Consider the following 12,601-nt stretch of genomic DNA (forward strand, 5'->3'; position numbering starts at 1 on the left):
GTTGTTTACGCGGTTTAGAACAAAGGACGATCACATGCCTCGCGCGTTGGTTCGAATTCAGGAATTTCTGCGACTTGAGAGTTCCGCCGGCATCATCCTGATGTTCAGCGCCCTGGCGGCCCTGATCGTCAGCAACTCGCCCTTGGCGGCGATGTATTCGGATTTCTTCTCGGTCCCGGTTGAAGTCCGGGTCGGCGGGTTTGAAATCGCCAAACCCCTGCTGCTCTGGATCAATGACGGCCTGATGGCCATCTTCTTCCTGCTCGTCGGTCTCGAGATCAAACGCGAGGTGCTGGAAGGCGAGCTGTCCTCCATGTCCAAGGCGGGCTTGCCGCTGGTGGCCGCGATCGGCGGCATGGCCGGCCCGGTTGCCATCTACCTCATGTTCAACTGGGGCAATGCGGCAACGATTGACGGCTGGGCCATCCCGGCGGCGACCGACATCGCGTTTGCGCTCGGTGTTCTCATCCTGCTTGGGCCAAGAGTTCCGGCCACCCTGAAAGTCCTGCTGCTCGCCGTCGCGATCATCGATGACCTGGGGGCCATCTCCATCATCGCCCTGTTCTACACCGAGAACCTGACCGGTACGCCGCTGCTGCTGGCCGGCGGTATCCTGGTCGGCATGCTGGTGCTGAACCGGGCCGGTGTGAAGACACTCTGGCCCTATCTCTTCCTCGGCTTCTTCCTGTGGATCTTCGTCCTGAAGTCTGGCGTGCACGCCACCCTGGCCGGTGTGGTCACCGCGATTGCCATCCCGCTGCATGGCCGTGAGGGCGGACACTCCCCGCTGCACAAGCTGGAGCACTCGCTGCACCCGGCCGTGGCCTTCGGTATCCTGCCAATCTTCGCCTTCGCGAATTCCGGTGTGAACCTGTCCGGCCTCGACCTGTCCACGGTCTTCGGTCCGCTCACGCTCGGCATCGCAGCCGGCCTCTTCTTCGGCAAGCAGATCGGCGTCTTTGGTGCGACCTGGCTGGCCGGCTCTGTCGGCCTGGTCAAGAAGCCGGAAGGCACGACCTGGTTCCAGATCTACGGCGTGGCCTGTCTGACCGGTATCGGCTTCACCATGAGCCTGTTCATCGGCAGCCTGGCCTTCACCGATGCTGCCCTGATGGACCAGGTCCGTGTTGGCGTTATCGCCGGCTCTATCGCCTCGGCCATCGTCGGTATCTTCGTCCTGCTCCGGGCCTGCCCGGAGCCGGGCAAGGTCAGCACCCGCGGCAATGTCGCGGCTGCAGAATAAGCGCAAGGAGAGGTCTACATGATCGATGTGAACTCCATCCTCGGCGCCCTGCAGGGCGAGAACGGTCGCCGCACGGCCATGGTAGGCGGGGGCGCAGCCCTCGCCGGCCTCGCCACCGGCATGCTGGCCGGCAAGTCGGGCCGGAAGATGATGGGCAAGGCTGCCAAATACGGGGCGGTCGCGGCCCTCGGCGGCCTCGCTGTCCACGCCTTGTCCAAGCACAAGGCGCGTCAGGAACAGGCCGCCTCGCCCGCCGCTCCGGCCACTGCTCCGGCTGCGGATTATGAAGCTGCCCAACCGGGCACGCCCTTCCTGCCCGCCGCTGATCAAGGCGAAGCCCTCGACCTTCGTGGCAAGTCCCTGGTCCGGGCCATGATCGCAGCGGCCAAGGCCGATGGCACGGTTACAGCTGATGAGCAAAACGCCATCATGGGCCGTTTGCAGGACGCCAATCTCGACGCGGAGAGCCGCGCTTTCGTCGAGGCCGAACTGCAGCGTCCGCTGACCCTTGACGACCTCGTCCGCGACGTGACTTGCCCAGAACACGCAGCAGAAGTCTATGCTGCATCACTGGTCGCGATTGACCGCGACGGAGCGGTTGAGCGGGCCTATTTGCAGATGCTTGCTGCACGACTTGGTCTTGACAATGCGCTCGTCGCAGATATCCACGCCAGCGCCGATGCGACTATCGCACCGCCGGCTCTTGAAGGTCCGGCGCCTCTGACAGCAATGCGGGTGTAACCGCCGGGACCTTTCCCATGAGCATGCTCGACCTCGCCGCCCAGAACCTTTTCTCGCCACCGATCCTGTTCTTTGCTTTGGGTCTTTTGGCAGCGGCGGTGAGGTCTGACCTGGTCCTGCCCGAGTCAGTCGCCAAGGGGCTGTCGCTCTATCTGATCATGGCGATCGGCTTCAAAGGCGGAGTCGAGATGGCCGACGGGGTCAGCGGCCAGGTCGGCGGCATCCTGATCGCCGGCATCATCCTGTCAGCGCTGATGCCCCTGATCGGTTATCATTTGCTCCAGGCCACCACCAAGGTTGGCCGGGTCGATGCGGCAGCCATCGCCGCCCATTACGGCTCGATCTCCATCGTGACTTTCATTGCCGCCAATGACGCCATCAACGCGCTGGAGATGGACCCGGGCGGATACATGATCGCGGTCGCGGCAGCCATGGAAGCCCCGGCCATTCTCACCGGCCTTGTCCTGGCCGGGCGGGTGCGCCGGGGTGAACCGGCGCCGGCGGCCCTGTCCGCGGCTTCGGCGCCCAATCCGCCCAAGGGCACCATCCTTCACGACAGTCTGACAAATGGTTCGATCCTGCTGTTGATCGGCGCCTTCGCCATTGGCTGGGTCGCCGGACCGCGCGGCATGGAGCCGCTAGAGCCGTTTTTCGTAGATATTTTCCGCGGCGTGCTCTGCCTCTTCCTGCTGGATATGGGCCTAACCGCAGGCCGGGGCCTGCTGTCCCAGTACAAGATGCTCAATCCGGCGCTGATCGGCTTTGGCGTCTACATGCCCTTGCTGGGGTCTGCGATCGGGCTCGGCTTTGCCTATCTGCTCGGAATGTCCGTCGCGGACGGGGCCCTGCTGATGACGCTCGCGGCCTCGGCCTCGTATATCGCCGTTCCCGCCGCGATGAAGCTGGCCCTGCCGGAAGCCCGGCCGGCTCTGTCACTGACCTTGTCGCTGGGTGTGACCTTTCCCTTCAACCTGCTCGCCGGCATTCCGCTCTACGCGGCTGTTGCCGGTGCGGTGCTCGGCTAGGGCCTAGTTTCCCGGCCCCCGGCGACCGCCGGGGCGGCGCAACCGGTCCCGGTCGATCGGCACCCGGTCACCAAGCATTTGCTGGCGCCGGTTAACGGGCGCCTCCTCGATTCCCCGTGCCGCATCGATGGCTCGATGGAAGAGCGCCTGAAGCCCGTTCTGCGTCAGGGCCGAGCATTCTCGATAACTGTCGAGGCCCTCGGCGGCGGCCAGCTGGTAGCCTGCCTGGACATCGACATAGTCGATATGATCGCTGTGTGCGCTATCGCGCAGGTCAGACTTGAAACCCGACAGGACAATCGGCGTATTCGCGGGAAGGTGATGGCGAAGTTCGGGCAACCAGCGGCTGGTGATGCTGTCGAAGCTTGAGGGTGAGATGACCGAGAAGGCGAGAATAACGACATCCGTCTGCGGATAGTTGAGCGGGCGCAACCGGTCATAATCCTCTGCCCCGGCCGTATCCCAGATCCCCAGGAAAGCCGGCCCGTTATGCATGAGATTGACCGAATAATTGTCAAACACGGTGGGAATGTATTCCCCCGGGAAAGACCCGGTGGTGAAGGAGATTGCGGCGCAGGTCTTGCCCACGGCTCCATCACCGACCAGGACGCATTTGATGGGCATGCGGCGAGCTTGCGCCGGCCCGCTCAAGGTCAGGCTCAATGTGGTTCCGGCGGCCAGGCCGCCTGCCAATACGTCGCGGCGTCGCATGATATACCTCCCGGTCATGCATCCCTCACTTGAAAGCTAGCACGACCCGGGAGCCCGGTTCAGCTCCGTTTTTTATGCAGGACGCTACAGCAGGACGGCGGCGGCCATGATCAGACAGGCGGCGCAGGCACCGGCACCGGCGGTCCGGACATGGTTCCAGCGCGTCCAGTGGCTCAGATAGCGCGCCCAGTAGCGTTCCCCTTCAAGCGATCCGGCGTCCAGGGCGGCAAGACGATTATTCATCGGCACATTGCGCACAAGGGTCACCAGAAACACGCTGGGCACATAGATCACCGCCGCGGCGAAGACCCAGCCGGCGGCCGGGGAAGCGCTGGACTGGGCCAGCACCGCCAGGCCGATCAGCGCCGGTACAAAGCCCAGAAAAAGGAGGATGAAAACCGAGGGCAGGATACGGCGGTTGATCGCCTGCATCGCGTCAATCCCCGCCGCCCGGTCCGCCGTGTCGCGCAGGGAACGCATGATGAAGTCGGAAAAGCCCATGAATACACCGGCGACGAGCCCGAGGCCCAGCGCTCCGGCAATGGACAGATATCCCAGAACAAGATCAGTCATGATGATGTCTCCAATAGATTGGGGATCAGGCTGCGTGCGACCACAGGCCGGTCGGGGCGATCTGGTCGGCAAATTCGGAAAAGTCTTTCGGCTTGCGGCCCAGTGCCCGCTCGACACCGTCGCATAGCGTTGCATTGCGGCCGTCCAGCACGGTGTGGAAGAGATAATCCAGCAGCCAGGTGACATCAGCCGGTGTCCCGGCCTCCTCGAGCGCCCCGCTGAAGGCTTCGCGCGGAATACGGACAAAGCGGATCTCGCGACCCGTGGCGCGCGACAGCTCGGTGGCAATATCGTTGAAAGTCAGAAGCCGTGGCCCGGTCAGCTCATAGAGTTCACCAACATGTTTGCGGTCGATGAGGGCCGCCGTCACGACATCGGCGATATCGTCGACATCGACAAAGGCCTCGCCGATCTCGCCGGCCGGCAGGGTGATGACCCCGTCGCGCACCATGTCGAGGAAAGCGCCCTCGGAGAAATTCTGGTTGAACCAGCCTGCGCGGACGATGGTCCAGGTCAGGTTCGAGGCCTGCACGATGGATTCGCAATTCTGCGCCTCTTCCTCACCGCGTCCGGACAGCAGCACGACATGCTCCACCCCGGCTGCCTTGGCCCGGGACATCAGCAGGGTGATCGCCTCAGCAGCGCCGGGGACGGCCAGGTCCGGGGCGTAATTCACATAGACGGCACGCATGCCCGCAAGCACAGCGTCCCACCCCTCCGGGTGCTGCCAGGAAAAGGCCGGCACGGCCTGGCGCGAGCCTTCACGCACCTCAATGCCCCGGTCTTGCAGGCGTTCAACGATACGACGCCCGGTCTTGCCGGTCGCGCCCAGGACCAGAACCGGTCCGTAGTGAAGATTGTTATTGCTGGCGGTCATGGGCCTCTTCCGCTTTGAACTTTACACTATGTAAAGTTGACACGGTGACAAGTAGCGGTGGGTTTACATCGTGTCAAGTGCGTGGCATCGACTTCCTGCCGCCGGTTTCCGGCACCCGGAGAAAGAGGCGTGAATTCAGATGTCTGAGGAGAATCCGACGCGGGAAAAAATTCTCAGGGCCTGCTGGGAATTGCTCGAAGGCGGCGACACCAAGGTCCGTATGAGCGACATCGCCAAGACCGCCGGGGTCAGCCGGCAGGCGGTCTACCTGCACTTCCCCTCGCGCGCAGACCTGCTGATTGCGACAACGCGTTTCATCGATGAGGTCGAGAAAGTCGATGACCGCCTTGCCCGCAGCCGTGCCGCTACGACCGGACGCGAACGGCTGGAAGCCTATATCGAGGCCTGGGGTGGCTATATCCCGCGCATTTATGGCGTCGGCCGGGCCATGATGGCGATGATGGATGGCGACGAAGAAGCCCGTGCCGCCTGGAATGGGCGCATGATGGCCATGCGTCATGGCTGCGAAGCCGCGATCAACGCCCTGGCCCGCGATGGCGACCTGGCGCCCGGGCTGGAAACGGACGACGCCACCGACTCGCTCTGGACCCTGCTCTCGGTGCGCAATTGGGAGCATCTGGTACAGGAGCGCGACTGGAGCCAGGACGCCTATATCACCGAAATCAAGCGCATCGCCCGGGCGGCCTTTATACGCCCCTGACATGGAAACGGCCGACCCGGATTGCTCCGGGCCGGCCGTCCTCTCCCCCATACCCCCCGGGAGAAAGTCTGGACTGGCAGTTCAGTGCCGCCAGCCCGTGTGATGGTGTGCGTTATTGCGGCTCGATCACGGCCGGCACCTCGGTGAAGGGCCGGATACCGAATTCCGGGTAGATCTCGCTCGGGAAATAGACCCGGCCGTCGGCGACCACGAGGGAAATCGTCTTGATCTCCTTGAAGTCGGCGGTGGGGTCACCCGGCACCAGGAAGAAGTCGGCAATCTTGCCTTCCTCGATCGTACCCAGCTCGTCGCCCGCACCGAGATAATCGGCCATGCCCCAGCTGGCCCAGCCGAGGATTTCCGCCGGGCTCATGCCGATGCTCTGGTACAGCTCCAGCTCGCGATGCAGCGAGAAGGACCCGCCCAGATCGGTCCCGGGCACGAGGAAGATCCCGCGCTCATGCATCATGGTCAGCATGGCCGTGATCTGGTCATAGGCGCCGCGATAATTGACGTCATCTTCCGGCGTGGCGATGTCAGCCCAGGCACTGCGCGCCGAGCGCTGATTGGAGACCGGCATGTGATCGATATAATCGGTCACGCCCGGCGAAATCTCACCATTGCGCGACAGGAGCAGGGCTTCGTGAATGGCGAAGGTCGGATCAACGGCGACGCCATTTTCGACGAGGGCATCAAGCGTTGCCTGCACCGGAGCGCTGTCCAGGTCGAGAGCCGGCAGGCGGCGCAGCGCCGTCAGGCGCAAGAGCGAGCGGGTATCCTCACCCTCTTCCAGCACCCAGCCGAGCATAATCTGGTTGATATGGGTCATCTCGTCATAACCCGCCGCGATCATCGCATCGGCATTGGTGAAGGCCGGGACATGGCCCGTTACGCGCAGACCATTGGCACGCGCAGCCTCGACCACGGCCGGGATCCAGTCCGGATTCATCGAGTTGTAGATCTTCACCTGGTGCATGTCGCCGCGCGCAGCATAGGTCTCGACCGCCGCAACAGCCTCGGCCTCGGTTTCAACCAGGATGCCGTTATTGGAGCTGAATGGGCTGCGGCCCTCGATGAAACCGGAGCGGAAGACACGCGGCCCGGCGACACGGCCACTGCGGATATTCTCGACCAGACCGTCGAGCACGTCGTTGTTATTACCCATATCGCGCACGCTGGTGACACCGGCGGCGATATTCAGGAAGGCCGCAGTCTCACCCATATGGCCATGCATGTCGAACAGGCCCGGTACCAGCGTGCCGCCATTGCCCTCGATCACAACCTCCCCCTCGCCGCCGGCATCGGCGGCGTCGATGGAGATAATGCGATTATCCTGAACCAGCACCGAGGCCGGCTCGCCGAGGGTCTCGTTACGGCTGTCGAAAATGCGCACATTGCGGATCCGAACCGGCGCTTCGTAATCGCGCACGACACGGGTCTGGATCTCTTCGAAACGGCGGGCGCCATACTCGGCAGCGAGGCCGCGCAGGCGTTCATCCTCGCCCTCATAACCCTGCTCGATCAAGGCGAAGCCCGGCGAGATCACGCCAAAGAAATTCTCGCCATGCATGAGGAAATAGACCGGGTTGAGACCGGTGCCGGCGATGGAATAGCTGGTCACCGTGCGGTCGCCGCCCTCGCCGGTCACATCCAAGGCGTCCATCTCAGACAGGCGCAGCTCGCCACCGGGAATGGCCGGCAGGACGCCGTCCTCCTCCGCCATCAGCGCACGGGCGGCAATGGCGAGCCAATAGGGGCTGGCATTTTCCGGAACATAGAAGGCGTCTTCAGACAGCGGTGCAGAATTCTCGCCGGTATTGTCGGTCCAGCGCGCCTCGCCGTCGATGAATTCATAGCTCTCGGCGACCGGATTACCGAAGGTGGACGCGCCTTCGACGGTCCAGCTCTGCGGCAGGCCGTTGGCGTCCAGCGTCACCCGCTCGGCCAGGGTCGGGCCACGGCCATTATTGCGATACTCGTAATCGACGGTGTAACCGTCCTCGCCCGGGGCGATTTCCAGCGCACCGATCGGCGTGCCGCCGACCAGGACAGTGAAGACTGTGGCCTCAGGGCCGGTGGCCGTAGCGGTATCGGTCGCAGCCGAATCGCCGCCGCCGCTTTCGCCGGCCGGGCTGCATGCCATCAGAACAGAGGCAGCCAGCAGGGCCGCCAAGCCTTTGTACGCCATCATGGGAATCCCCCTCACCAGATTTCGGCGTGCACCCTAGCACGCCGATCCGATCAGGCCAGAGGGTCGGTCTGGAACAGCCGGATCTTGAGCCCGCCATGCTCGACCGGCGGGCCGGGCTTGGCAAAGGGCAGGCGCGTCGCCTTGGCCAGGACCTGATCCGTGGTCACCAGGCCCACCCGCCAGCCGGAAAAGCGCGCCGTCAGCACTTCGCCCAGGCTCGCATAGACGCCATAGAGCGCCTTCTTGTTGCCGATGCGGCCGCCATAGGGCGGGTTGACGATGACAAGGCCAGGCGGTCCGTCCGGGCGTTCCAGCTCGGCGACAGGCCGCTGGGCAAACTGGCACAGGTCACCGACGCCGTCGCGCTCCGCATTGGTAACGCTGGCGCGGATCGCTCCGGCATCGCGATCCGATCCGTAAAAGCGCTGGTCTGTCTCGCCCGGCTCCGCGCGGCGCATCTTGGTCCAGGCCTTGGCGTTGAACCCCTTGAGCTGCTCAAAGGCGAAGCCGCGTTCGCGCCCCGGCTTCAACCCCAGCGCCATCTCGGCCGCTTCGATGACGAAAGTCCCCGAACCGCACATCGGATCGAGCACCGGTTCGTTACCGTCATACCCGCACTGTCGCAGGAAGAGCGCGGCCAGGTTTTCCCGCATCGGCGCCTTGGAGACGGCTTCCTTGAAACCGCGCCGGTGCAGAAGCTCGCCGGATGTGTCGACACTGAGCGTACAGATATTCTTGTCGATACGGGCGCGAATGGTGAGCCCGTTTTCCCGGTCAATGGGCGCACCGAGCTCCTCGGAAATGGCCCGTTCGATCCGCTCGACCACGGCTTTCTGGTGATAGATTTTCGACGCCCGGCAGGTCGCCTCGACCCGCACCGGCACATCACGGCGCAGCACCTCGCCCCAGGCGATCTTACGCGCCCGCTTGTCGAGCTGGGCCAGGTGAACCACCCGGAACTCGCCAATCCGCGCCAGCACCCGGCTGGCTCCGCGCAGCCCCAGATTGGCCCGCCAAACCTCCGGCCAGCCACCGCGCACGGCAACACCCCCCGGCTGGACCTGCACTGCGGCAAAGCCCAGCTCGCGCACCTCCTCGGCCAGGATTTTCTCCAGCCCCGGCGCCGTGGCCAGGAAGATCTCGAATTCGGTGTCAGTGCTCATCGCGCCTGCTTAACGGGGGCAGAGCGATGTGTCGATGGCGGGAGATTTTGCGGCTCCCTACCCAGCACTAGGCCTAGCCCGGATCGCCCTCGCGGAAGGTCTGGATCGGTCCGAACTGATACCCCGCGCGGCGCGAACATCCCGGAGCCATGGTGTCCAGCGGACTGCAACCGCCCAGCGTCACGCTGTCAGTCGTGCCACGGTGGCGGTCGAAGCGGAAATCGCGACGGATCGCCAGCCCCGGAATCTCGATTTCCTTTTCGACGCGCCAGCTGGCGACGGCGATGTCGATCTCGGCGAACAAATCCAGCACCGGCACGAATTCCATGGTGAATTCATAACGCGGCTCGGACAGTTCGAGGCCCGGGAAGCGGGCATTTTCGACATTCAGGCTCAGCTGCATGCTGTCATCGCCACCACTACCGCGCCGCAACGGCGTACCGTCAAAATAGATACGGCAGGCCCCGGACGAGAGCAGGCGATTGGCCCGCATGGAGCGACCATTGGTGAATTCGCAGGACTGGGCGCGATTGGGCTGCGGGTCAAAAGATGCGCCACCGACCGGCGCGGCGAGCAGGCTGAAACGAGCGTCCGCCGCATAGATATTCACCCCGGGCTCGACCCCGGCCCGGGCCACCCAGGCATTGATCTGCAAACCTGAGACATCGGCCGGTACGCGCGGTTCGGCCAGCCGCCGGCGCTGATCAATAGGCGGGGTAAAGTCGGCACAGGCCCAGTTCGGGCAACGTCCTTCCGGCGGCACCGAGATGGAGGGGCAATTGACCCGCACCGTCTTGACCACCGGCAAGCGAACCTGCAACTGACACCAGGCCCAGACACCGAAGGTGAATTCACGATCCCCGGCAATCAATTCAGACGGCATGCCCGCCGCGGCATAGGCGCCGCGCTGCTGTGCCGGGACCCCGGTCGCAGATACATCGAAGGTCGCATAGGTCGGATTCCAGCGGCCGCTATCGGCATCGGTCCGAAAGGCCGTGGTCGACCCGTAATCAACCTCGAAGGGGAAGCGCAGGCCCGCGCGATAGCCGACCCGGTATTTGAAGGCGACGAAATAATTGCGGCGACGGTTGAAGGTGACCTTGTGACGCTCTTCGATCTCCTCGTGCAGGGTGAAACCGGTGATGAAATAGGCGCGGTCATCCTGGGTAATGCGCTGGGACTGGAGCTCGCGTCGCTCAGCCTCCTCAACGCCGCGCAGGAGCCGGCCGGTGACCGGGCGGGTATTGAGCTGCGGGGACGGCAGGGTGCGCAGGCGCGGATCATCGCGGCGGCCGCCGGATGTGCTCTCCTCCTCGCCAACCGGCAGTCGCGTCGGGATCCGCCCGGTAAGGCGGCGGCCCGGCTGCAGCGATCCGCGACGGGTGACGGCATGCGGGGCCAGGGCGTCGGGCAGGCTGCGCACGCGGGGACCGATCGGGGCGAGAAACCCCTCGCCCTCGGGCAGGCTGATCTGCGGACGGCGCTCAAGCGTGGCCGGCCGGGTGGTGATCTCGCGGGTCAGCGGAATGATGCTGACATGGGTGATGACGCGTTCATCGCCATCGGCATCGAGGCGCAGCAGCTCGGCATCGGGCAGGTTCAGCGCCTCGCCAACGCGCACATCGTGTCGATAAAGCGCGGTGGGCGCCTGGGCGCGCAGTTCGGCGCGGATCTCTTCGGCTGCTGCGGCAATATCGGCTTCGGTGGGTGGGCTGATCAGCATGCCGCCGGCCACGGAAGAGACGCGCTGGCGCTCAAGCTGGGTCAGTCGCGCTGCCGGGTCCACCATGACGGGCTGCTGCAGGTTACCCTCCTGACGGCGCACCGCACTGGGCGGACGCAGGCAGAGCTCGGAGCGGGCCTGGGCAATCTCGGCGCGGCGGCCATTTTGACGCCTTAACGGCCCGGTTCGGCGAGGCAGGGCCTCGATTCCTGAACAGGTCTCGCGACTGACCGGTACGGTCACTTCACGCGAGACGATGATCCGGTCCTCGAGGACAAAGACATCCTCGACCACGTCAATCCGGCCGGAAATCCCGAGCGCCTGCGGATTGGCCAGGGCGAGGCTGGCAACGGGCTGCTCGATGATCCGTGTATTGCGGAGATAGTTGGAGAGATCGAGGGTGACGCCCTCGGCCAGGACAAGCTCGGTTTGCGGCGCCGCGACCAGGCTTGCATGGTCGATCTCGTCGAGGAAGAGCGGCGATTCCAGTGCTGCCCGGCGGACGTCCTGAGCGGAGAGCGACGCCATCGCCTCCCCCATATGCAGCTGACCCGGTTGGATCTGCGTTTGCGCCAGGCGCGCCGGTTGCACCTGCGCCATAGCGGCTGAACCCGCTGCTAGCCCGAATGCGGCAGCCAGAGCCAAGACTTTCCGGATCATCACGACACCCCCGTTTAATGACGTCTCCGAGAGTGAAGCCTAAACGGTCTGAGCCGGAAATGAACGAAAAATCCTAATGCAACCAGATGAAAATTTTTGCCCTAGCGGCCAGAGACGGAGACCCGCTCCGTCCTCCCAGACGCCAAACTAAAAGGGCCGCGCAAGACGCAGCCCTTTTGTCTGTCTGTGTTCCTGCCCGGCCTACATCGGTGCGTCGTAATAGGTGGGCGAGCCCGGGCCGACCGGGAGGTCTAGGCCGAAGGTCCAGAGGAAGAAGAAGCTCGACCACAACAGGATGAAGAAGATCGAATAGGGCAGCATCATCGCGATCATGGTGCCGACGCCGAGGTTTTTGTCATAGCGCGTCGCCCAGGCGAGGATGAGGCCGAAATAGCTCATCATCGGGGTGATGATATTGGTGGTTGAGTCGCCGATCCGGTAGGCCGCCTGGATCACTTCCGGCGAATAGCCGATCAGCATCAGCATGGGCACGAAGATCGGCGCCGTCACCGCCCACTGGGCCGAGGCCGAGCCGAGCGACAGGTTGATCACCGCACACATCAGGATGAAGACGAAGAAGAGCAGGGGCCCGGTCATACCGGTTTCCTGCAGGAAATTCGCTCCCGAGACCGCGGTGATGGCACCCAGATTGGTCCAGCCGAAGAAGGCCACGAACTGGGCGGCGAAGAAGACCAGGACGATGTAGAGCCCCAGCGTCGACAGGCCGGTGGCCATGCCGTCGATGATATCGCGGTCGTTTTTCATCGTGCCGGTAGCGCGGCCATAAGCGAAGCCGGTGACGACAAAGAAGATCAGGATCCAGACCACGAAACCGCGGAAGAAGGGCGAGGCGAAACGGTCGCCGGTCTCCGGATTGCGCAGAATGCCCCATTCGGGGATCAGGGTCAGCGCCATCAGGCCGAGCACGAAGAGCACGCCGAGGAAGGCCCAGAACAGGCCCTTCTTCTCGCTC

Annotated in this window: 11 protein-coding genes; 4 read left to right on the forward strand and 7 right to left on the reverse strand. The window is 64.1% G+C overall.

Annotated elements, in window-relative coordinates:
- The first annotated feature begins 34 nt into the window (after positions 1-34).
- From nhaA to Q1V51_RS02985, 3 genes are read left to right on the forward strand one after another with little or no spacing between them, the layout of a single operon-like run.
- A complete protein-coding gene (gene nhaA / locus Q1V51_RS02975; RefSeq protein ID WP_300552654.1) occupies positions 35-1,243 on the forward strand; it encodes a Na+/H+ antiporter NhaA in 1,209 nt (402 codons plus the stop codon).
- 18 nt (positions 1,244-1,261) lie between these two features.
- Positions 1,262-1,984, forward strand: a complete 723-nt coding sequence (locus Q1V51_RS02980; protein WP_300552657.1) for a tellurite resistance TerB family protein — start codon at positions 1,262-1,264, stop codon at positions 1,982-1,984.
- A gap of 17 nt (positions 1,985-2,001) precedes the next feature.
- Positions 2,002-3,009: a sodium-dependent bicarbonate transport family permease gene (locus tag Q1V51_RS02985; RefSeq protein WP_300552660.1), complete on the forward strand. Its 1,008-nt coding sequence runs from the start codon at positions 2,002-2,004 to the stop codon at positions 3,007-3,009.
- A 3-nt stretch (positions 3,010-3,012) separates the two neighbouring features.
- Here Q1V51_RS02985 and Q1V51_RS02990 read toward each other — a convergent pair whose 3' ends face one another.
- From Q1V51_RS02990 to Q1V51_RS03000, 3 genes are all read right to left on the reverse strand, one after another.
- Complete coding sequence (locus Q1V51_RS02990) at positions 3,013-3,720, reverse strand: Rho family protein (RefSeq protein WP_300552662.1); 708 nt, start codon at positions 3,718-3,720, stop codon at positions 3,013-3,015.
- Positions 3,721-3,804: 84 nt separating this feature from the next.
- Positions 3,805-4,293, reverse strand: coding sequence for an anthrone oxygenase family protein (locus tag Q1V51_RS02995; RefSeq protein ID WP_300552664.1), 489 nt, complete (start codon positions 4,291-4,293; stop codon positions 3,805-3,807).
- A 25-nt stretch (positions 4,294-4,318) separates the two neighbouring features.
- A complete protein-coding gene (locus tag Q1V51_RS03000) occupies positions 4,319-5,170 on the reverse strand; it encodes an NAD(P)H-binding protein (protein WP_300552665.1) in 852 nt (283 codons plus the stop codon).
- A 139-nt stretch (positions 5,171-5,309) separates the two neighbouring features.
- Here Q1V51_RS03000 and Q1V51_RS03005 point away from each other — a divergent pair, with 139 nt between their 5' ends.
- Positions 5,310-5,891 carry a TetR/AcrR family transcriptional regulator gene (locus Q1V51_RS03005; protein ID WP_300552668.1) on the forward strand — a complete coding sequence of 194 codons (582 nt, stop codon included), beginning with the start codon at positions 5,310-5,312 and terminating at the stop codon, positions 5,889-5,891.
- Positions 5,892-6,003: 112 nt separating this feature from the next.
- Here the strand turns inward: Q1V51_RS03005 and Q1V51_RS03010 are convergent, their stop codons facing one another.
- From Q1V51_RS03010 to Q1V51_RS03025, 4 genes are all read right to left on the reverse strand, one after another.
- The gene (locus Q1V51_RS03010) at positions 6,004-8,082 is read right to left on the reverse strand and encodes an amidohydrolase family protein (protein WP_300552672.1); all 2,079 of its coding nucleotides are present in this window, start codon (positions 8,080-8,082) and stop codon (positions 6,004-6,006) included.
- 50 nt (positions 8,083-8,132) lie between these two features.
- Positions 8,133-9,245 (reverse strand): class I SAM-dependent RNA methyltransferase, encoded by a 1,113-nt coding sequence (locus Q1V51_RS03015; protein ID WP_300552675.1) that lies wholly within the window; start codon positions 9,243-9,245, stop codon positions 8,133-8,135.
- Between the two features lie 73 nt (positions 9,246-9,318).
- A complete protein-coding gene (locus Q1V51_RS03020; RefSeq protein ID WP_300552677.1) occupies positions 9,319-11,628 on the reverse strand; it encodes a hypothetical protein in 2,310 nt (769 codons plus the stop codon).
- Positions 11,629-11,829: 201 nt separating this feature from the next.
- Positions 11,830-12,601 (reverse strand): AbgT family transporter (locus Q1V51_RS03025; RefSeq protein ID WP_300552680.1); only part of this gene is annotated, 772 nt, incomplete at its 5' end.

It is taken from the genome of Maricaulis sp. (genome assembly GCF_030149235.1).
In the GTDB taxonomy this organism is placed as follows: Bacteria; Pseudomonadota; Alphaproteobacteria; order Caulobacterales; family Maricaulaceae; genus Maricaulis.

Bases quoted from the DNA above. Each gene is read 5' to 3' on its own strand.
- nhaA (WP_300552654.1), top strand. From the start codon at position 35: ATGCCTCGCGCGTTGGTTCGAATTCAGGAATTTCTGCGACTTGAGAGT.
- Q1V51_RS02980 (WP_300552657.1), top strand. From the start codon at position 1,262: ATGATCGATGTGAACTCCATCCTCGGCGCCCTGCAGGGCGAGAACGGT.
- Q1V51_RS02985 (WP_300552660.1), top strand. From the start codon at position 2,002: ATGAGCATGCTCGACCTCGCCGCCCAGAACCTTTTCTCGCCACCGATC.
- Q1V51_RS02990 (WP_300552662.1), bottom strand. From the start codon at position 3,720: ATGCGACGCCGCGACGTATTGGCAGGCGGCCTGGCCGCCGGAACCACA.
- Q1V51_RS02995 (WP_300552664.1), bottom strand. From the start codon at position 4,293: ATGACTGATCTTGTTCTGGGATATCTGTCCATTGCCGGAGCGCTGGGC.
- Q1V51_RS03000 (WP_300552665.1), bottom strand. From the start codon at position 5,170: ATGACCGCCAGCAATAACAATCTTCACTACGGACCGGTTCTGGTCCTG.
- Q1V51_RS03005 (WP_300552668.1), top strand. From the start codon at position 5,310: ATGTCTGAGGAGAATCCGACGCGGGAAAAAATTCTCAGGGCCTGCTGG.
- Q1V51_RS03010 (WP_300552672.1), bottom strand. From the start codon at position 8,082: ATGATGGCGTACAAAGGCTTGGCGGCCCTGCTGGCTGCCTCTGTTCTG.
- Q1V51_RS03015 (WP_300552675.1), bottom strand. From the start codon at position 9,245: ATGAGCACTGACACCGAATTCGAGATCTTCCTGGCCACGGCGCCGGGG.
- Q1V51_RS03020 (WP_300552677.1), bottom strand. From the start codon at position 11,628: ATGATCCGGAAAGTCTTGGCTCTGGCTGCCGCATTCGGGCTAGCAGCG.